The organism is Paenibacillus borealis (assembly GCF_000758665.1).
GTDB classification, from domain to species: domain Bacteria; phylum Bacillota; class Bacilli; order Paenibacillales; family Paenibacillaceae; genus Paenibacillus_AQ; species Paenibacillus_AQ borealis.
The window spans coordinates 3,397,081-3,416,468 of record NZ_CP009285.1; the positions used below are offsets into that span (position 1 = coordinate 3,397,081).

Below are 19,388 nucleotides of genomic sequence, written 5' to 3' on the forward strand. Positions count from 1 at the left end.
CATGCAGTCTTTCAGGGTCATTAGTCTGGATATGTTCCAGACTCTGGTGAATATTCAGGGCAGGAGAGCTGAAGTCTGGAAGCCGATCCTTAATCAGGAGTTCAGCGAAGACAAGTCCCGGGAGCTGGGCAGCCAGCTGCTCAGTCACTATTTCGCCGTATCAACCGAAGCCCGGGAGAACGGCAGCTTCATCAGCAGTAAGGAGATTTACAGCAGAGGATTTCAGAAAGTATTCCTGCAGCACGGCTTGGACTATGATTGCTTGCAGGCTGTAGATAACCTGTTTGCCCAGCATCGGCTGTCCGCAATGTATGCGGACACCGAAGCCTTCTTACAGCGCATATGCGGGGAATATCCGGTCTGCATTGTCAGTGATACAGATGAGCTTATGCTGCCTGACTTCTACCGGAATTATCAGATGACCCTGTTCACTTCAGAGACTTACCGGTCTTATAAGAATGACAGTCATAACCGGATGTTCGCTGAGGTAATTGCCCATTATGGTGTGGAGCCGGAGCAGATTATCCATATCGGAGATTCAGCCTCGGATATTCTGGGTGCAGCCAGAGCGGGAATTAAGTCCTGCTGGATGAACCGGGATCAGCTCGCCTGGGAGCATGAAGTGAAGCCGGATTATACCGTGGGAACACTGGATGAGGTCTATGACCTTTTATCACCAGTCCGTCCCTTACCCACAGATGAATAATGAAGGAGCCGGGAGTGAAATGAACAATAACCTGACAGAGCAGGACTTGGAGTTATTGAAGTATCCGATCGGGAAATTTACAGCGGTAGAGAACCGGACGGAGGAAGCGCGGCAGGAATCCCTTCAGATCATGAAGCAGCTGGCGGCTGAGCTTAGGGATGCTGTAGCGCCGCTTACAGCAGAGCAGCTGGATACTCCTTACCGTCCGGGCGGCTGGACAGTGAGTCAGGTCGTGCATCATCTGGCGGATACCGGCATGTATGCCTATCTGCGGTTCAAGCGGGGGCTGACGGAAGAAGCACCGCAGGTTCCGAGCTACAGGCAGGATCTGTGGGCGGAGCAGAGCGATTATAGGGATGAACCGGCGGCGTCCTCACTTCAGCTGGTGGAGCTGCTCAACCGGAGATTCGCGACCCTGCTGGCTTCACTGAAGCCGGCTGATTATGAACGGGTCTTCGTAAGCGGCGGCCTGGGCACAATGACGCTGGATGCCGCAGTTCAAAGATATATCTGGCATAGCCGCCATCATCTGGCCCAGATTACTTCACTAATCCGGCGGAACGGCTGGTAAGTCATATTCATATTCATCAAAAAAAGAGCAGATGGAACGGGGTATCCCCCTTCCGTCTGCTCTTTTTCAGTTGTTCGTTATCTCTGCATCATACGGTATTCTAATGAAATCTACTCCCGGCTGGCTTGAACGATTCTGCCGGCAATGGCTGCAGGCCCGGTATGCACAGTAGTCATATGATACCCGGTTCCCTCTATATAGCGGAACATACCCAGGTGGCCGGATTGACCCGGAAGCCAGCCGCCCGCAGCACCCTGCGGCAGGACCATGTCCTTGGTCAGAAACAGATAGCTTTTAGGGAGATCGAGACTGTAGAATTTCTTCAGATCCAGCTTCTGAAAAGCCGGACCGGCAGGCTCGGGAATGACTTTTTTATACAAATACATTGCTTCGTCAGTCGTTGCTGTATTCACAAACACATCGCGGAATAAGGGGTAAGGGAGCATAATCGTATTGTTTCCGGAGGCAAAATGGGCCATACCGTCTATACTCCGGAATATGCGGGTCACGGCGACTCTGGCCTCCTGCAATGTGATCGAATCTAATAGACAGGATGCCCGGATCCATGCGTAAAGATGTAATTTCAGGGAAGAAAATGGAACTTAAACTGATTGTGTACTCCAATTCCCAATCGTATATAATTAGACAATACGGGCTCAGGCAGACAAGGAGGTTGAGGAATGCCTACACCAAAGAGAGCAGAACATAAACCCAAAAGGAAACTCAGTCTTACTTTGCTGCTCATGGCCCTGGTGACCATGGTGTTTCTGCTCACAACAACGATTCTGCTCGTTGGTTCTTACCAATCCAAGAAGAAATCCCTGATGGCTACCACGCTTAATCTGAATTACTCCAATGCGGACAGAATGAGCAAAACGGTGGATTCACTGTTCCGTTCGATGCGCAGCAGCCTGTTATACGGTGCTGAGAAAATATCCGCTATGGATTCCGCTGAGCCGGAAGCTATAGATGAATACCTTGAGTTAATGCGCAACAGCAGCAATTACTTCAATTCAATCATCCGGGTGGATGCCGGGGGGAAAGTGCTGAATAATTCACCCGCTGCCCTTGGAATGGTAGGCAAGCAGATTATGTCTCCTCCGGTGCTGGAAGCGCTGCGGTTGAAGAACGCATACCTGTCTCCTTCGTATACTTCATCCACGACCGGAAGAATACTTTTTTTCATGAGTGAACCGCTGTATAACAAAGACAAACAATATCTTGGCCAGCTCGGAGGTACGGTCTATCTCCAGGATTACAATATCCTGAACATGATATTCGGGAACAATACCGTCGATGAGTCGGGTTCCTATTACTATATCGTCAGCTCGGAAGGGCATCTGCTATTCCATCCCGACAAAGCACGAATGAATGAGGATGTAAGTGACAACGAGGTTGTGCAGCGGATGATGCAAGGGCAGAGCGGGGAAATGATGGGGCGCAATACCAAGGGTGTGTTGATGCTCGCTGGTTATTCGGCAGTTCCGGCTAACGGCTGGGGTGTTGTTGTGGTGTCACCGGTCAAAGTCATCAAGGATCAGCTGCTGGCTCATCTGCGCAAAATCGTATCGTATACTGTGATTCCATTTGTGATCCTGCTGCTGTGCGTATTTGTGCTGGCTCACCGGCTGGCGAAGCCGTTTGTGGTGCTTGCTGACCTAGTGAACCGAATCGGCAAAGAGAATGTTGAGCTTCCCGATCTGAAGCCTCACTGGAACCGGGAGGTGGACCTGCTGACCAAAGCGGTGGTCATTGCCTGGACGGATATCCAGAAGCAGACAAACCAGCTTACTCAAGAGGCCATGACGGACCTGCTGACAGGACTTACGAACCGCAGATCCCTGGACCTGAGCATGAGCCAATGGATTGCGGCGCGGGTGCCTTTTTCTGTAATCGTTCTGGATGTGGATAAATTCAAATTCGTTAACGATACATACGGCCATCTGGCCGGGGATGAGGTGCTGAGACAGGTCGCTGAAGTTCTTACCGCAAATATCCGCCCGGGTGATGTGTGTGCCCGTTACGGGGGAGAGGAATTTGTGCTGCTGCTCCCGCGGACCAGACCTGAGGATGCTTACAATGTGGCCGAACGGATCCGCCAGACGCTTGAGAAAAGCAAGGTACCCTTGCCGATGCAAGTCACCTCCTCCCAAGGGATTGCCCATTATCCTACGAATGGCCGTACGCGCGAAGAGCTGCTGGGGAAGGCGGATGAAGCTTTATATACTGCGAAGCATACCGGCCGGAACCGGACCGTGATTGCCCGCGAATAGGGAACAGGAGCATCTCCGTATGGGGGTGCTTTTTTTCTGCTGCGGTTGAAATTAATCGTCACCTGGGCATTGGCGGATACATATCCTACCTCAGAACGATAAAAACGGCCCCGATGAAAGGAAGGATCTGCGTGACCTCTTATATGGATTACACGTCACCTAATACACAATTTACGTTTGACATGAATTGCAACACATTATTTAAGAAGGATGACTGCAATTACATCAATGTGCTGGGTATTAAGAATTTGAACACCCTGGAGAATACTTCGCTGCTTGATATTTATCTCAGCAAATCCAATGTGGTTGAACCGCATTATCATCAGAATGCAGCAGAGCTGGTGTATTGTATATCCGGCAGTGCGGTGGTATCTCTGATCAACCCGTTCACCAATGAACTGCTGCATTTCCCGCTTACGCCGGGCCAGGTAGCCAATGTGCCGCAGGGCTGGTGGCATTATGAAGTGGCAACGGTGGATTGTACCCATCTGCTGGCTATCTTCGATGCACCGACGCCGGAAGTCATTCTGGGATCAGATATTCTGAGCAAGACACCGGCCAATGTCCTGGCTCATACTTACTGTTTGAATGAAGCGCTAGTTAAGGAAGCACTTGCTCCCGTTAAGCCCCAGACCTTCATTGGTCCGCCTGCGGATTGCTGTAATCCCTCGCAGGTCGCTGCCGAGAATATGAAAGGCACCAAAATGGCTCCCGCCAATATGGCGCCTATGATGGCCAATGCGAATATGGCGCCTTATAGTTATCAGCCGGCTCCGCAGCCTTTTGGATACCAGCCTATGCCGGTTCATGGCTACTACGCCCAGCCATACTCCCAGCCATACTCCCAGCCATACTCCCAGCCGTATGCCCAGCCTTACCGCCAGCTGCCATATGTTCAGGTCAACCCAAATGCGGCGAATGCTGTGAATGAGACTGGAATCGAATAGCAGAAGGGAATTGATAAAAGACGGCGGTGTATTCTGTGGATTCAGAATAAACTGCCGTCTTCTTATTTGCCGTCTGCCTCAAGTGATCGATTCTTCAATCAGCGGTTATCCGTGAGCTGGAACGATTGCAGGTAATCCTGGATATCATCTTGAGGTGTCTTGAGCAGGCCTGCCAGCATGCTCTGAATAGAGCGCAGTGCTGCAATCTTCTCATCGATCTCGGTGATTTTATCGCGTACTCTTTCCTTTAACGCTTGGGCATCCATCTCGGAGCCGAGCAGCGCGAGCGCCGCCTGGATTTCTTTCAGCGAATAGCCCAGTGATTTGGCATCCTTGATGAATTTCAGCTTCACCAGATAATCATCGGAGTAGATCCGGTATCCATTCGCGGTTCGCCCGGGGACAGGCAGGACGCCGCTGTCTTCGTAGTAGCGGATGGCAGCCGCACTCAGTCCCGCCCGCCGGGCCAGCTCGCCGCGGGTCATTCCTTCCATCGGTCAGTCACTCCTTTGATTCGAAATTCATATACCGCTATTGTCTCTTTTGAGTATACGTCTGGTCAAATTTCACTTCCGGGAACTGGGCTGCAGGGCCTGCCAGAAGAGGCTGCGGCTCGCTTTTGAAATACTGATCGAAGAATGCCCGCACGTAGGATCTGGTAATATCTACAGTATGCACCGGATCGATGCCGTTTGCGAACAATGCGGGTGACAACAGGGCAATGTCAGTAAAGCTCTGGTGGATGAAGTGATCAACCGTGAGATAGTAGGTATCCCCGGTGCTGCGGGTCATTACAGAATTCAGATCGGGAGCGAACTCTTCATAGAAGACTTTGTCCTTCTTCGTTACTGACGGATCCAGACTCTGCGCAGTGTTGCCGGACATCACATACATAAACGGCTGCTGCAGTCCGGTATGGGCGACCTCCCCCCAGAAGCCGCCTTCCAGACTGACTCCTGCCTTGAACCGCTTATCCCGGGCAAGCGTCTCAGCGGTTGTCGCTCCGCCATAGGAATGTCCGAAGATTCCTGCCCGGCTCAGATCCAGCTTGCCCTGGAACAGCCCGTTCGGGTCCTGTGTGTTCCATTCAGTCAGAGTATCCAGCACAAAGCTGGCATCAGCTGCACGGATAGCAACCCCTGTGACATTGTGCGCGTAGAGCTCGGCAGAAGTATCAAATTCGGGATCGGGGTCGTAATACACGGAATGTCCATCAGGATAAGTTACCTTGGCGGATGTATAGGGATGATCCATCCCCACTACAATATAGCCTTGGCTAACCAATTCCTCAATCACTGACATACTCTGAAACCGGGTAGAGCGGATTCCCGGAGAGAACAGTAGCACCGGATAGCTGGCTTCTCCGGTGGACAGCTTCGCCCCGTCAACTACATGGGTAGGAATCTCCGTGAGATAGCTGAACAGCTGTTTCGGCAATCCGAACACCAGGCTGACCGCTTCCCCTAAGGCGGAAGGATAATGCTCTTTCTTAAGATCTTGGGCATCTTCCGGGTCGACCGGGTACCAGACATTGATCATGAGCTCCCGCTTGTCGCCATCTTCAGCACTGAGTGTCTCGTCACGGGATTCATCCGTAAGCTGCCGGGCAATTGTGCCGATTGCATAGTTTCCCGTAGGTTCAGGTAGAGTGAATAAGGGCAGCAGTTCACTTAAATATACGGAAACACCTGACACGATCAGGACTATAATCAGCTGCAGGCCTTTAATCAGCCTACTGAATTTCTTGGGACGGATGCTCCGCTCTTGCTTCACCAGTCTTAGGGTCAGAACGATCAGGACTCCCAACACTGCAGCATAGGCCGGTGCCATCTGGATACGGTAATGCTCTATGAATCCATGCAGTCCCATAGCTATAATTACGGCCAGCAGCATGACAGTATCCAGCCTGCGGTCCTTCTTCATCAATACAATTCCCGCTGTAGCAGCCAGAATCACAATAATAACTACAATCTCTAACCCTCTCATTTACAATACCTCCATGAATAAATGTCTATTACATTTACAGCATAAAGGTTGAGGTATACTTCAAGGTCAAGTCTGGATTTGCCGGAATAATATAAAGGGGATGGAGAACATGTAAGGTAGAGGACAAAAAACGGCAGTGTGTTCTGAATTCACAGAGCACACTGCCGCTTATTTTATATAAGGATGTATAGACTAAACTGATAACTTATGCGGCCCCGGGAGTAGCACCGGGGGAAGCTGGAACTTAGGACAGGCGGACAAGCACGCGGCCCCGGGTATTCGACTTCAGAATATCCTGAAGTGCAGTAGGCAGCTCATTCAGGGTAATCTCGCGGTCCACCAGCTCCTCCAGTACAGCAGGCTTCATGTCGCCGGCCATACGCTGCCACAGCTTCGCCCGTTTCTCCGCAGGGCAGGAGACGGAATCGATGCCTAGCAGGCTGACTCCGCGCAGGATGAACGGCAATACCGTTGTGGGAACTGCGGTTCCTGCTGTTAAGCCGCTGGCGGCAACTGCACCACCGTAAGCGATCTTGCTCAGTACAGCCGCGAGCGGGGTGCCTCCTACAGAATCAACAGCAGCCTGCCACAGCTGCTTGTCGAGCGGCTTAACCGCGCTGCCGGCTACATCCTCGCGGGAGATCACTTCAGCTGCGCCCAAGGCTTGCAGATATCCTGCTTCGTCTGTTCTGCCGGTGCTGGCGGTTACCTGGTAGCCTTGCTTCGCCAGAATGGCCACAGCAGCACCTCCGACACCGCCGGTTGCCCCGGTGACGAGCACTTTTCCGTTATCCGGAGCTAGTCCGTGTGCTTCCAGCGCTTCAACAGACATTGCAGCCGTGAATCCGGCTGTTCCATAGATCATCGCTTCCCTTAAAGTTAAGCCTTCAGGCAAGGGAACAACCCAATCCGCCGGAATGCGCGCATATTCACTGAAGCCGCCAAAGTGCGATACGCCGATGCCATAGCTGGTGGCGATAACGGACTGGCCTTCCTGGAACCGGCTGTCTGTAGAGGAAACTACGGTTCCTGACAGATCAATGCCGGGGATAAACGGATAATTTCGCACAATGTTGCCATTCGGAATGCCCGCTAGTCCATCTTTATAGTTTACACTGGAATAGGCTACCTTAATTAGGACTTCACCGGCTGGCAGGTCTTCCAGTGACACCGGTTTGACCTTAACGGAGAAAGGCTCTGTATTGTCTACCACCAAAGCTTGAAAAGGGTTAGTCATGCGATATCTCTCCTTAACCGAACTCTATTTGTACATCTGTTATATAATATTTATTCTGACCGGTCAACTTTTTATTATCTATGATATAATACACATTATTCCTAATTCGCGGAGGTCTTATGGTACGCTACAAGAAATCTGAAGAGAAACGCAAGCAGATCCTGCACGCTGCGTTTCGGGCATTGTCCGAGCGGGGCTACGATGCTGTAACCCTGCAGACGATCGCTGATCAAGCGGAGGTCAGCAAGGGAGTCGTCCATTATTATTTTGAGAGCAAGGAAGCGGTGCTGGTTGAGCTTCTGGAATGGCTGACCGGCCGGATCTCTGCCAAGGAGCAGGCCGCAGTAGAGGAGCAGCATACCGCAACGGGGAAATTGACCGCATACATCGGGTCTGCATTTCCGGGTCCGGAGCAGAACCGTGCCTTTTACCGTGTGTATCTGGATTTCCTGGCGCGGGCCAGCCGTATTCCGGTGTACCGGGATATCAATCAGCGCTTCTATGACAGCTGCGCGGGAATCAGTAAGGAAGTGCTGATGCTGGGACAGCAGGAAGGTATTTTCTCCAAAGAACTGTCGCCAGAGAAGACTGGACCTGTGATCCGGGCGATCATTGACGGCTGCCTGATCCAGTGGCTGATGGCCGATAATGACGAGCTGCATGAGGTGTTCAAGGATTCCTGTTACACGGCAATTATGAAGGTGCTCAGTGTGTAGATGAGAGTATGCAGAAAACTGGGAAAGGTTGATAGCATTTGGGGAGAAAATGGCGGAATATCGTACTTATAGCTGTGGTCTGTCTTGTTCTTGGCGGGGGAGTGTTGTATCTGTATGGGGGTTCTGATTCTGGCTCTGCAGTACACAGGCTGCGGCTTGACAATGAAGAACCGGCGAAATATTTGCAGGGAATGGACGTGCTAACTCTGGATCAAATGGAGTTGTCGCTTGGCCATCAGAGCCAGCCTGACGGGTACATCAGTATCCATAATCATTCGGAGATCTTGTGGAAGAAACCGGTTACGATTCCGGCTGGAGATGGACAGCTGATCAAATTTACACAGGGAGGGAGTGCTGTATTTCCGGCTCCTGAGGTTATTTATTATTGGCTGTGTATTCAGCGTCCAGGCAAGCATACGGAGGATGAACTGGTAACTTACTATATTGAAGCCAAAGTACTTGGAGAAGATGAAGATGCTGCGGAAGACAAGCTGCTGAAGCTTGCGGAGAACTGGGAGGTTCCGGATTGAGCAATATACGTTGTCTGGTCTAGAAATATCTGAGTGGTGAAGATAAGTCAAATTAGTTAATTTTTTGTCGGTAATTGTTGTATTTCCATGGATTATTTTAAGAATTGAGGAGGATGGTGGGAATGAGGTGGCGAATATGTAGTTTTGAAAATGAGTCTGGTTCATGTTTGAAGTTGGTTTGGACTGTTTGTTTCTTATAAATCCCTAGTTTGAATAGATTTGTAGAATGTCCTCCTAAATAACTTATTCATGACCAAATAACTACGAATTATTTGGAGGTAAATGATGTATTTATTAAATGGATTTCTTGGAGAAAAGTATCAACGAGTAAACAAAATAATTGATTCCTATCATTCTGTTCAAAATAATTACATAAATATGGAGGCTTGCTGTAGTTATCCTTTCGAAAGTGTCATAGACGCACAAAGATATCCCATTTTCACATTGCCAACAGAAGGCGTAAGTGGATCAAGATTTTTTCCAGCATTTGAATGTATCGAGGATATTGATATTTATTCCGAAGAACTTGTAAGAACACTCTTCGATTTAGATACTAATTATAATGTTACAACTCAACCTCATTCCGGTACTCAAGCCAATCAAATTGTGTATAACGCGGTTTTATCAGAAAATGATGTTGTTCTGAGTTTAAGCCCTAAAGATGGCGGTCACATCTCTCACAATAAAATATCAAAAAATCAAAATAAAGTAATAAATTATCACCTCACTCCTGAATTTGAATTTAATTATGATGAAATTGAAGAGCTAACTCAAAAAAACAAGCCTAAACTAATAATTGTTGGAGCTTCCTCCTATCCATTACAAATTGATTACAATAGAATTGCTCTAATAGCCCATAAGTATAATGCCTTCTTATTAGCCGATATATGTCACACTGCTTTATATGTTCTTGGGAAGACTTATCCTGATGTATTTCCCCATGCTGACTTTGTAACATTCACTATGGATAAAACCTTAAGAGGACCACAAGGTGGAATCCTTATATATAAATGTGAATTTAGCAAATTAATAGCATATTCAATTTTCCCTATTTCACAAGGGGGGCCCCTTCAATCCCTTCAATTTGCAAAAATGATTGCACTGGTTGAACTAAGCTCAATTAATCTGGAAAATTATGCAAAATTGGTACAAGACAATTCTAAAATTATATGCAAAAAATTAGTTGAAAGAAATATAACTGTTGTAACTGGGACTTCAAATACTCACTTAATCCTAATTGATGTCAGAGCTTTAAAAACAACAGGGAATTTAGTAGAATCAAGATTTTATGAAAATAATGTTCTCGTAAATAAGAATTTAATACCCGGCGATCAAACCTCTCCTGATATAACTTCAGGTATTCGATTAGGCACTGTTTGTATAAGCAACCTAAACTATTCTAATGAAGATGTGACTCTTCTCGCGGAAATAATTGCAAACATACTTCTCAATCCAGCAATTCAAAATGAAGGAATACATTATTTAGTTGAAAAATATCATAAAACCATTAATATCTCCAATTAGGAGATAAACTTAGTGACATTGGTAAGTCTAAACCGTCCAAATGAACATTTACAAAAATCTCAAAACAGGTTAAATTTCTTTCGAGATTCTTGTCAATATAGTATTCTCTGGGATATTCAGTAATACTAAGATTTAAAGCTAATTCTATGCTATACAGATTGTAAACGACTTGAAATCTCACCCAAGGATCTTTAGTTATTATCGAATTATTATACATTTGCAAAATTTCTTGATAAACAACTTGAAGGGGAATTACTTTAGAATTCAAGTCAATTATTAGTCGATTGAGTTGTAAAATAATATGGTCTAAAGAAAGGCTCTGAGGTACTGTCTCTAGAGCCTTATTGGTATAAGTTTTGGCTCCTTCAAGATTTCTTCTTAAGAATTCAAGCACACCCAAATTACAGAAAACTTCAAAAATTTCGTTTGAATTTATTGTTTTATGTATATTTAGTGCCTCAGTTAGATAATATATAGCTTCTGAAAACTCTTGATTCCAGATAGTTATCACACCAAGGTTATTCAGAACAGTTGCTCTTTCAAATAATGTCCCGGAATTAATAAAAAACTTAAGTGTCCGTTTTAAATTGTAAACCGCCTCATCATAGGAAAAATAGTGCGCTGAATTCCTTAAAATTAAATAAAACCATTTATCGAAATCTTCCGCATCTAGGATCCCTCTTACCAATTGTTGGGCTTCAATATCCTTACCAACATGCTGTAATATATTTAGCTGATAAAGTAGAGTTTCGTTATTAGAAGGAATGTATGTTAGTTCTTCTAAAGCCATTTCGAAATCATAGGATTGAGTTAAAAATTTCACTTCGTAAATTCTGTATTTATTATATATACTAGGTTTTTTTTGCTTTAATATATTCAATAAATTTATTCCTAAAGAAAATTCCGAAGTTTTTTGAATTGAATCCAGTATTTTTCTCAAACATATTTCAGGAAGATGTTCAATCAAATCCAACGTCTGCTTATATATACTCACTATGTAGTAGTAAGCACATCGTTCATATTCAATTTTAATAAGATCTATTAAATAATCCATCTTTTCTAAAAGTTGCTTACTATTATATAAACCAATAACACAATGTAAAATGTAAACATAATCCTTATCGTGAATCTTATGAGCAATTAGATTTTCTAGAGTAGCTTTTATACTGTTATAAAATTCAACAAATTCATCCTCGTTAGCAATTTTATTCAAAGACAAGGTTATTTTTTCATGAGCGGGTTTTAAGAGATCATGATTAACACTGTTTACAACAATATAACCAAGTGCAATAAGTTTTTGTAATTCATGTAATAATAGATCATCACTATTTAATACTAAAATATCATTTAATATTTTTGATACATATTCAATTTTTAAGCCTGCAGGAAACATAGCAGAAATTAATACCAAATATCTTTGAATTTCAGGCATTAAAAGTAAAACTTGTTTCATTGAACGTGTTTTACTAATACTTAAAGTGCCTTCAATTATAGATTTATGGTTATCTTTTAAGTACAATTCAATTTCTTTCAAATTCCCTGAAGTTTTACTGTAGCAATCGTTGGCTATAGTTTCATTTGAAGTATTACTGATGTACATCTTGTCTAACAATTTAAGGATCTCTTCAGCTTTGAATTTAGATAATTCAATAGATTTTCGATCATTCCCAAAGCATAACGGCAGATTGAGTTGTATGTTGTCAGTCCTATAAATTGAAATAAATGAAATATTTTTTTTGATTCTCTGAAGATAAGTTTCAAAAAGAACCTTAATATTATTTTGCATAAATTGATAATTATCAATTGATAAAATAATTTTTTTTGTTTTAGAAACAAAGCTTAGATATTCCCCAATGTTATCTGCCATATCGATAACGTTATTATTTTCATTTTTCTCACTATTTTCTCCCTTTAAAAGAGTGCTCAGTGTCGAGCCGTACGTAGGGATCGCTGAAATACTTTCAACTACTACTTGAAAAAGTCTTTTGGCAGCCCCTTTTCTCCACATTTTTCTAGTCATAAATGATTTAAATGATTGTTTTTCACCTATGCTCATTAATGGATCTTCATTAGATACAATTGGATTCCAAACATTGAATAAGAATATTTCAAAAAAAGAAGAAGTTGATAATAAATCAGCATTTAAGTCTAAATAAATCACATAAAATTCCGAATTAGAAACATATTCTTTTAAAATTTTCTTTATTAAGGATGTTTTCCCACAGCCCGAATCACCACTTACGATAATATTATTGCTTTGTAAATTACAATGATCTATTTTCTCTTTTATTTTTCTTTCTTCATCTGCACGTAATATAAATGGAATAGTTAATTCTGTCATGACACCTCTTTAGACCTCCAAATAATTCGTAGTTATTTGGAGGTCTCAAGCCGGTTGCGCGGATTAAATTGAGAAAGTACATCTTTCTTTCGTTTTACTGATACTTCGGTATATATTTCTGTGGTACTCACGCTAGAATGACCTAAGATTTCCTGGACAGCTCGTAGGTCAGCTCCATTCTCCAGTAGCTGGGTAGCAAATGAATGACGGAGATAGTGTGGGGTTGATTTTTCATTAATACAGGCCAGCTTTCTGTACTTAGCAAATATATCTTCAACACCATAAATGGATAGAGCTTGACCATATTTGTTAAGAAAAAGAGTATCGCTTTGTGGACGGAATAACTCCCTTACAGCTAACCAATTGTTGAGTTTGTCAATGAGCTCAGTGCTGGATAAATATAACAACCTCTCTTTGCGTCCCTTTCCAAATATAATAACTACTTGACTTTTTAAATCAATATCTTCCAGTTGAATTTGTGCAAGTTCACCAATCCGGATTCCAGTTGAAAATAACAAATCGATAATGGCATCATTACGAATAGATAAGCGGGTACGGAAAGGGGAAGCAAAATGTTCTCTGTCCTTCAGAGGTGATTGCAATAATCGTTCTATTTCTTCAACTGCTAGCGTTTTTGGAATTCGTTTTGCAGTTTTGAATTTTCTTCCGAAGTTGTTGAGTGGGGATTGGTCAATCCAGCTTTTCTGGACTAAGAATAAAAAGAAAGCTTTAAACGTTATGTATTTTCTCTTAATTGTGGAATCCTTAAGGGTTCCTGTGCTGTTGAAGCTGTGAAAGTAGCTATGCAGAATATCGCTTGTAATTGCCTCTACTTTATTTTCTTTCAGCCAGTTATGAAGTCTATTTAAGTCTGATACATAAGCCTTGATAGATTTAGGTGAAAGGTTTTTTTCAATAATTAGAAAAGATATGTATTTTTCAATATATTCATCTAATGCTGAAACGGAAATTGCCAATGATATTCCTCCTGATGTTTAAGTATCTTTAAAATGGATGTTCAAAGTATAACAAAGCCTTTCAGTAAAGGGGGAAATAAGAAATATATATTTCAATAATCTAATAGACGAATATGAATGTTGCAGCATTTAAGTCTTCCATCCCTTATGTATGATTGGATTTTATTATGTACAATCTGTGAACTGTAGTATATTGGACTTAGATTCGTCTGATGAGGGAGGCATATTCTATGTCAATTGCAACAACGATGATTATCCGGCTGGAAATCCGCAAGTCCGAAGCGTCTTTTGGGGATGTGGCAGCAAGGCTTGCATCTGCGGGCGGCGATATCGTGGCGATAGACGTCATCCGTGGCGGTAAGGACGTGACAACCCGGGACATTACAGTAAATGTGCAGGATGCAGCGAATGAAGAGATTATAAGCGTATTAAAGAATATGCCGGGTATAAAAGTCATTAACGTCTCCGACCGGACCTTCCTCGCACACCTGGGAGGTAAAATTGAGATTACTCCGAAGATGCCGATCAAGAACCGGGAGGATCTGTCCCTGGTCTACACGCCTGGTGTGGCCCGTGTCTGCATGGCGATTGCCGAAGATCCCGCGAAGGCCTATTCCCTGACCATGAAAAGAAATACGGTAGCTGTCGTCACCGACGGCACCGCAGTGCTCGGGCTTGGTGATATCGGACCGGAGGCGGCGATGCCGGTGATGGAAGGGAAGGCGATGCTGTTCAAGCAGCTGGCGGACATCGATGCATTCCCGCTGTGTCTGGACACGAAGGACCCGGACGAAATCATCCGGATTGTGAAAGCGGTTGCTCCCGGCTTCGGCGGAATCAATCTGGAGGATATCAGCTCTCCGCGCTGCTTCGAGATTGAGCGGAGGCTGTCAGCCGAGCTGGACATCCCGGTCTTCCATGATGATCAACACGGCACCGCAGTGGTAGCACTGGCCGGGCTGCTGAATGCGCTCCAAGTAGTGGACAAGGCTATAGCCGATTGCAGAATTGTGGTCATCGGCATCGGCGCGGCGGGTGTGTCGATCTGCCGGCTGCTGCTGGCGGCGGGGGCGAAGCAGATTTATGCTGTGGACCGGGCAGGGATTCTGAATCGGGACGAACCCTACTCCAATCCCGAATGGAGCTGGCTGGCCGATGCAACGAATCCGGAGAATGTGAGCGGAGGCCTTGACGAAGCGATTCGCGGGGCGGATGTATTCATCGGCGTCTCCGGCGGAGGGATTCTGACGGTGGAGCATCTGCAGACTATGGCGCCGGATAACATTGTGTTTGCTATGGCTAACCCCACCCCGGAGATTGAACCTGAGCTGGCAGAGCCCTATGTCCGGGTGCTGGCCACCGGAAGAAGCGATTATCCGAACCAGATCAATAACGTACTCTGTTTCCCCGGAATCTTCCGCGGAGCGCTGGACTGCCGGGCCAAAGCTGTGAATCTGGAGATGAAGCTGGCGGCAGCACAGGCCATCGCTGCAGTGGTCCATCCGGATGAGCGGAATGAGCAGTATATTATTCCGAGTATTTTTAACGAAAAGGTAGTGGAGCAGGTACGTCTTGCTGTCATCCAGGCTGCGATTGCTACAGGTATGGCCCGGAGGATTCCGCCGGATATTTCGTAACGGGAAATGTAATAATAGGTAAATGAAAGCCGCGGCCCGTTTGGGGTTGCGGCTTTTTTTGCTTTTGGCGTATATGGAATTTGCGTTTGGGGATTATTAAATAGCTGGAAAAATTAATATATAATACATTAGTTGTTAATATATTTTAATATAGTACAAACTTCGACAATTTGCGCTGCTGGGTCCGTGGTATATTCCTTTGATAATAGATACAAGAAAAGAAAAAATAGTAAAAACAAGATGCGGAAAGATAAAATCAGCTGGGATTCTAATAGATACTATTCAGGAAGAATAGGATTCAAATGATAAAAGTACAACAAGAAAAAATATCTGAAAAAAGATGAGGACTTGAATATGAAATTATTTAAAATCCCTTTGTGGACCATTGTCTGTATTTGCATACCTTTAATTTATTTTATAGTTATTAATCCATTATTTTTTGGTTACCTGTTTTCCTCCATAACTTCTTCCGGGAAAAGTGAAGTGGAAAAAGAAGTTCATCGCTTGTTGGAGTCCAGATATCATAAAATATTTGAGATGGTGGAGTTTGATAGAACAAATCTGCACGGGACATTTATGGGACGAGTTTTATCAATGGAGGATGGGATTGTTTTTAATGTATTTCAAGGCCAAAGCAAGGAAACGCAAAATGATTATATGCTAAAGGCTTGGGCAAAACCTGTGATTGATTCTGTTATAAAAAATAACAATGTTGAATATGAATTGGAATATGATGCCCCTTCTTTACTTTGGACTAGCAGAGGGGCAAATTACTGGGATACTAATTTTATTGAAAATCCGTCAGAAATTTCACTAAAGATTAGCTTTATGTTTGTTGAGAAAATGAGTAGAGAACAAGTTTTTAATATATTAAAAAAATTCAAATTTTTAAAAATTGGAAAAGTATCTTTAGTGTTATATCCTGCCAAACGTTCTCCAAATCTAGAGATGTTAAACCAGTTAGGCTTTGAAAAATATTATTTAAACAACACAGATAATTTATACAAAACATGCCAAATTCTAAATCATGAAGTCTTAAATGACGTCAATCTATTTCAATTAGGCAGTTCATGTTTGAATTAGGAGATTATATTGTTAATGTCTGGTTATTGTATGGATTTACCGGCCTCGTATAGCTATTCACTTTGTTCTTGGACTTAGAGACCCGTTGGTAATATAGAACGCAAAATATGAAAGAAATAACATTGCACTGTACTCTATAGATGTAAATGGTGGGGAGAGAGTGGAAAGCATAAATAAAGCAAAGGATTTTCAGGAATTATAGAATGTAATTACAAACGAGTGAATTTGGACCAGCGAATTAAGGATCTTAGTTAACATAATTTAGGTGGAGGTTTATCATGCATGATGACAATAACTATCGGGTAAGAGAAAGGAGAGTTTCTAAAGTTTCCAAGGAGAAAAGACAGGAAGAATTCAGGAAAAACGGTTGCGCAAGTATTATATTGCTTATTATTTTAGGACCTTTTCTCTTTCTTGGATTGAGCCAGTTGATTGATGCAATAAGCAGTCTTTTGAAGTAATTTGATTCCGGAATTCATAGCTGGATATTGGTGAGTAATTTCAAATAAATAATTATCTATACTTTATGCTCAGTCTATAATTCAGCGGTTGATGGTTTCAGCCGGGTAAACGGTGCATTCGATTGATTTAGAGGTTCGTATATACTTTCCCCCGCCAACATCAACATGGTAAAATATACAATTGAATACATCTATTCTATGATTCAGGAGGAGCCATGAACCGCAGAATTCATATTATGGGAGCTTCCGGAGCGGGGACTACTACACTTGGCAAGGCGCTCGCGGCAAGGCTTCCGCATGTTCATCTGGACAGTGACGATTACCTCTGGGAGCAGAAGTATAGTAAGCTTTCCCCGGTCGCAGAGCGGCTGAGCAGTTTGAAAGACGACTTAGAGCATCAGGAGTCCTGGATTTTATCCGGTGCAATCTGCGGTTGGGGAGACAGTCTCCGCGATATCATTGATCTGGTGATTTTCCTGTGGATTCCTGAGCAGCTTCGCCTGGAACGTTTGCGGGCGAGGGAATATGAACGTTATGGTGAGGAAGGTCTGCCTGGCGGAAGTAAATATGGTGATGTCGAGACTTTTATAGAGTGGGCGGCGCTCTATGATACAGCAGGACCGGAGGTCAGAAGCCGGGTGTTGCATGAGGAATGGATGGCGGGGCTGAATTGTGATGTTGTGCGTTTGGAAGGAGATATGCAAGTGGAAGAACGGGTGGCGGCTGTATTGCACCATATGTCCCGGCAATTCCCGGAATGACCGGATCAGGATTTTTTTCACATGATAAGCTATGGAAAAGAGGGCGAAACATGAAGAAGATCGTGCGTGCGCTGCTGCTTCCCGGAGTCATGCTTATGCTGCTTACGTCCTGCAATACGGAAACTACTCATTTCAATTATACTTTTAAAGGCGAGAGCGAAACCTGGTCGGCTGTATATGAGCAGACAGCAAGCCAGAAGCTGATCATCAAAAATGACAGGGTAAAGGATTCCGTATCCAGCAAACGGTATACGTTCGATCTTCATTACAAAGGCGAACAGTCGGACCTCGGAGAGATCAAACAGTTCAAATACAGCTATAAAGGGACAAGCGGAGGTGGAAGCCGGACTGAAGAAGGTCCTGTTCGGCTGGAAATGCTGCATTCGGGAGGGGATGGAAGCGGTGCATTTGAGTGGGAAGATTCCGTAATTAAAGTAAATGTGGAATGGGACGGTCACAGTGAGGAGTTTGAACTTAAGAATGAAAAGCAGGGCAAGTAAGGGCTAATTCCATAGGGAATTAGTCGTTTACATAGATATTCAAGTTGTCACAAATGAGGAGAATCTGCCATTGAACAAGCGGGTGATGTTTTCCGTAATTCTGATTCTCGCGGTGGTGCTTGCCGGCTGCGGTGTGAAGCAGGAACAGAAAGAGATGTACAATAGCAATCAGGCGATTGCCGGAAGCGGAGACAGCTATAGCTATGGCAACCGCAGCGGTGAAGTGACGGCGGAGTCGGCCGATATTGAATTCACGAAATTCTACGGATCAGACACAATCTGGACGATAGAAGCTGAGCAGGATAACAAGGTGAATATTGAATATCAGCAGCGTCTGAAAGACGGCAAATTCAAAATTGTCCTCATAACTCCGGATGGGGATGTACAAGTAGTTGCGGAGAACAGTACAGAAGGTGAAACAGAACTCATTTTGCCCAAAGGTAAGAATGTTGTCAAATTTGTCGGCAGAGGCGGCGATGGCACGGTTCATGCCGGGTTGACAAGCAGCGGAGATTTACCTGTCACGGTTGTGAACGCCGGAGGTATGGTGGAATGAGCTTAGGGCTGGTTAGGCATTTCAGAGTGGAGCACAAGCCGGAGCGGACCTGGCTGACTGGAGAGCAGTTCAATCTATGGATACAGGGATATGAGACAGCCCCAATTCAGCAACCGGGACATAAGAGCAATTTGCAAAAGTGGGATATTTGTCTGTGCAGTGATCAGGTGAGAGCGGTACATACGGCAAGTTATTTTGATGCTCAAGAGTTCGTATATACGGAGCAGCTGAGGGAAATTGGTATAGCAGCACTGGGGTTCGGCAGATTCAAGCTAAGCAGACTGCGCCTGCCTCTCGCCTGCTGGCTCGTACTCGCACGTTTGTCCTGGGCTGCCGGCCATCCCTCCCAACCGGAGCGCCGAGCGGCTGTTCTGCAGCGTGCCCGTACGGTTGTCGATTCTCTGGTGCCGGAAGCTGAAGCTGCTGCATCTGAAGGGCGTGTGCTGATCGTCAGCCATGGCGCGTTCATGCGAGTACTGGACAAGGAACTCCGGCGCAGGGGCTACAAGGCAGAGCGGATGGGTTATCCGCGCAATGGGCAATTATATTTATATGAGAAGCAATAAAGGATTCACAATTAAA

At 44.7% G+C, this 19,388-nt stretch carries 18 protein-coding genes and 1 pseudogene; 13 read left to right on the plus strand and 6 right to left on the minus strand.

Annotated features, from left to right (window positions below; genetic code table 11):
• Position 1: 1 nt before the first annotated feature.
• Complete coding sequence (locus tag PBOR_RS14040; protein WP_042212564.1) at positions 2-706, plus strand: HAD family hydrolase; 705 nt, start codon at positions 2-4, stop codon at positions 704-706.
• Positions 707-725: 19 nt separating this feature from the next.
• Complete coding sequence (locus tag PBOR_RS14045; protein WP_042212566.1) at positions 726-1,277, plus strand: YfiT family bacillithiol transferase; 552 nt, start codon at positions 726-728, stop codon at positions 1,275-1,277.
• 110 nt (positions 1,278-1,387) lie between these two features.
• Here PBOR_RS14045 and PBOR_RS14050 read toward each other — a convergent pair whose 3' ends face one another.
• Positions 1,388-1,786, minus strand: a complete 399-nt coding sequence (locus PBOR_RS14050; RefSeq protein WP_052429472.1) for a hypothetical protein — start codon at positions 1,784-1,786, stop codon at positions 1,388-1,390.
• Between the two features lie 171 nt (positions 1,787-1,957).
• On the opposite strand from PBOR_RS14050, the gene PBOR_RS14055 reads away from it, so the two are divergent.
• Together PBOR_RS14055 and PBOR_RS38570 are read left to right on the plus strand one after the other, a co-directional pair.
• A complete protein-coding gene (locus tag PBOR_RS14055) occupies positions 1,958-3,550 on the plus strand; it encodes a sensor domain-containing diguanylate cyclase (RefSeq protein WP_042212568.1) in 1,593 nt (530 codons plus the stop codon).
• A gap of 131 nt (positions 3,551-3,681) precedes the next feature.
• Positions 3,682-4,209, plus strand: a pseudogene (locus tag PBOR_RS38570) (cupin domain-containing protein); the annotation flags it as partial.
• A gap of 386 nt (positions 4,210-4,595) precedes the next feature.
• Here PBOR_RS38570 and PBOR_RS14065 read toward each other — a convergent pair.
• The 3 genes from PBOR_RS14065 to PBOR_RS14075 all read right to left on the minus strand — a co-directional run bounded on the left by PBOR_RS14065 (position 4,596) and on the right by PBOR_RS14075 (position 7,720).
• Positions 4,596-4,991, minus strand: coding sequence for a MerR family transcriptional regulator (locus PBOR_RS14065; RefSeq protein ID WP_042212573.1), 396 nt, complete (start codon positions 4,989-4,991; stop codon positions 4,596-4,598).
• A 37-nt stretch (positions 4,992-5,028) separates the two neighbouring features.
• Positions 5,029-6,483, minus strand: coding sequence for an alpha/beta hydrolase family protein (locus PBOR_RS14070; RefSeq protein WP_042212576.1), 1,455 nt, complete (start codon positions 6,481-6,483; stop codon positions 5,029-5,031).
• A 244-nt stretch (positions 6,484-6,727) separates the two neighbouring features.
• The gene (locus PBOR_RS14075; protein WP_042212578.1) at positions 6,728-7,720 is read right to left on the minus strand and encodes an acrylyl-CoA reductase family protein; all 993 of its coding nucleotides are present in this window, start codon (positions 7,718-7,720) and stop codon (positions 6,728-6,730) included.
• Positions 7,721-7,839: 119 nt separating this feature from the next.
• On the opposite strand from PBOR_RS14075, the gene PBOR_RS14080 reads away from it, so the two are divergent.
• The 3 genes from PBOR_RS14080 (at position 7,840) to PBOR_RS14090 (ending at position 10,490) form a co-directional block, all read left to right on the plus strand.
• Positions 7,840-8,436 carry a TetR/AcrR family transcriptional regulator gene (locus tag PBOR_RS14080; RefSeq protein WP_042212580.1) on the plus strand — a complete coding sequence of 199 codons (597 nt, stop codon included), beginning with the start codon at positions 7,840-7,842 and terminating at the stop codon, positions 8,434-8,436.
• Positions 8,437-8,474: 38 nt separating this feature from the next.
• Entirely contained in the window at positions 8,475-8,966 is a 492-nt protein-coding gene (locus PBOR_RS14085; RefSeq protein ID WP_157764033.1) for a hypothetical protein, read from the plus strand.
• Between the two features lie 282 nt (positions 8,967-9,248).
• Positions 9,249-10,490 (plus strand): PLP-dependent aminotransferase family protein, encoded by a 1,242-nt coding sequence (locus PBOR_RS14090; RefSeq protein WP_081972044.1) that lies wholly within the window; start codon positions 9,249-9,251, stop codon positions 10,488-10,490.
• Here PBOR_RS14090 and PBOR_RS14095 read toward each other — a convergent pair.
• Positions 10,474-12,831, minus strand: coding sequence for a tetratricopeptide repeat protein (locus tag PBOR_RS14095; protein ID WP_042212588.1), 2,358 nt, complete (start codon positions 12,829-12,831; stop codon positions 10,474-10,476). The genes PBOR_RS14090 and PBOR_RS14095 overlap by 17 nt on opposite strands.
• A gap of 32 nt (positions 12,832-12,863) precedes the next feature.
• Positions 12,864-13,808 (minus strand): tyrosine-type recombinase/integrase, encoded by a 945-nt coding sequence (locus PBOR_RS14100; RefSeq protein WP_042212590.1) that lies wholly within the window; start codon positions 13,806-13,808, stop codon positions 12,864-12,866.
• Between the two features lie 230 nt (positions 13,809-14,038).
• Here PBOR_RS14100 and PBOR_RS14105 point away from each other — a divergent pair, with 230 nt between their 5' ends.
• The 6 genes from PBOR_RS14105 to PBOR_RS14135 all read left to right on the plus strand — a co-directional run bounded on the left by PBOR_RS14105 (position 14,039) and on the right by PBOR_RS14135 (position 19,372).
• A complete protein-coding gene (locus PBOR_RS14105) occupies positions 14,039-15,445 on the plus strand; it encodes an NAD-dependent malic enzyme (protein WP_042212592.1) in 1,407 nt (468 codons plus the stop codon).
• A 354-nt stretch (positions 15,446-15,799) separates the two neighbouring features.
• Entirely contained in the window at positions 15,800-16,528 is a 729-nt protein-coding gene (locus PBOR_RS14110; protein WP_042212593.1) for a hypothetical protein, read from the plus strand.
• Between the two features lie 676 nt (positions 16,529-17,204).
• Entirely contained in the window at positions 17,205-17,750 is a 546-nt protein-coding gene (locus PBOR_RS14120) for an AAA family ATPase (RefSeq protein WP_042212598.1), read from the plus strand.
• Between the two features lie 50 nt (positions 17,751-17,800).
• Entirely contained in the window at positions 17,801-18,250 is a 450-nt protein-coding gene (locus PBOR_RS14125; RefSeq protein WP_042212600.1) for a hypothetical protein, read from the plus strand.
• 70 nt (positions 18,251-18,320) lie between these two features.
• Positions 18,321-18,806 carry a hypothetical protein gene (locus PBOR_RS35465; RefSeq protein ID WP_052429473.1) on the plus strand — a complete coding sequence of 162 codons (486 nt, stop codon included), beginning with the start codon at positions 18,321-18,323 and terminating at the stop codon, positions 18,804-18,806.
• Positions 18,803-19,372: a histidine phosphatase family protein gene (locus PBOR_RS14135; protein WP_042212602.1), complete on the plus strand. Its 570-nt coding sequence runs from the start codon at positions 18,803-18,805 to the stop codon at positions 19,370-19,372. The genes PBOR_RS35465 and PBOR_RS14135 overlap by 4 nt, the downstream gene beginning before the upstream one ends.
• Positions 19,373-19,388: the final 16 nt, after the last annotated feature.

Bases quoted from the DNA above. Each gene is read 5' to 3' on its own strand.
- PBOR_RS14055 (WP_042212568.1), top strand. From the start codon at position 1,958: ATGCCTACACCAAAGAGAGCAGAACATAAACCCAAAAGGAAACTCAGT.
- PBOR_RS14075 (WP_042212578.1), bottom strand. From the start codon at position 7,720: ATGACTAACCCTTTTCAAGCTTTGGTGGTAGACAATACAGAGCCTTTC.
- PBOR_RS14040 (WP_042212564.1), top strand. From the start codon at position 2: ATGCAGTCTTTCAGGGTCATTAGTCTGGATATGTTCCAGACTCTGGTG.
- PBOR_RS14135 (WP_042212602.1), top strand. From the start codon at position 18,803: ATGAGCTTAGGGCTGGTTAGGCATTTCAGAGTGGAGCACAAGCCGGAG.
- PBOR_RS14065 (WP_042212573.1), bottom strand. From the start codon at position 4,991: ATGGAAGGAATGACCCGCGGCGAGCTGGCCCGGCGGGCGGGACTGAGT.
- PBOR_RS14070 (WP_042212576.1), bottom strand. From the start codon at position 6,483: ATGAGAGGGTTAGAGATTGTAGTTATTATTGTGATTCTGGCTGCTACA.
- PBOR_RS14090 (WP_081972044.1), top strand. From the start codon at position 9,249: ATGATGTATTTATTAAATGGATTTCTTGGAGAAAAGTATCAACGAGTA.
- PBOR_RS14045 (WP_042212566.1), top strand. From the start codon at position 726: ATGAACAATAACCTGACAGAGCAGGACTTGGAGTTATTGAAGTATCCG.
- PBOR_RS14105 (WP_042212592.1), top strand. From the start codon at position 14,039: ATGTCAATTGCAACAACGATGATTATCCGGCTGGAAATCCGCAAGTCC.
- PBOR_RS14080 (WP_042212580.1), top strand. From the start codon at position 7,840: ATGGTACGCTACAAGAAATCTGAAGAGAAACGCAAGCAGATCCTGCAC.
- PBOR_RS14125 (WP_042212600.1), top strand. From the start codon at position 17,801: ATGAAGAAGATCGTGCGTGCGCTGCTGCTTCCCGGAGTCATGCTTATG.
- PBOR_RS14110 (WP_042212593.1), top strand. From the start codon at position 15,800: ATGAAATTATTTAAAATCCCTTTGTGGACCATTGTCTGTATTTGCATA.
- PBOR_RS14120 (WP_042212598.1), top strand. From the start codon at position 17,205: ATGAACCGCAGAATTCATATTATGGGAGCTTCCGGAGCGGGGACTACT.
- PBOR_RS14095 (WP_042212588.1), bottom strand. From the start codon at position 12,831: ATGACAGAATTAACTATTCCATTTATATTACGTGCAGATGAAGAAAGA.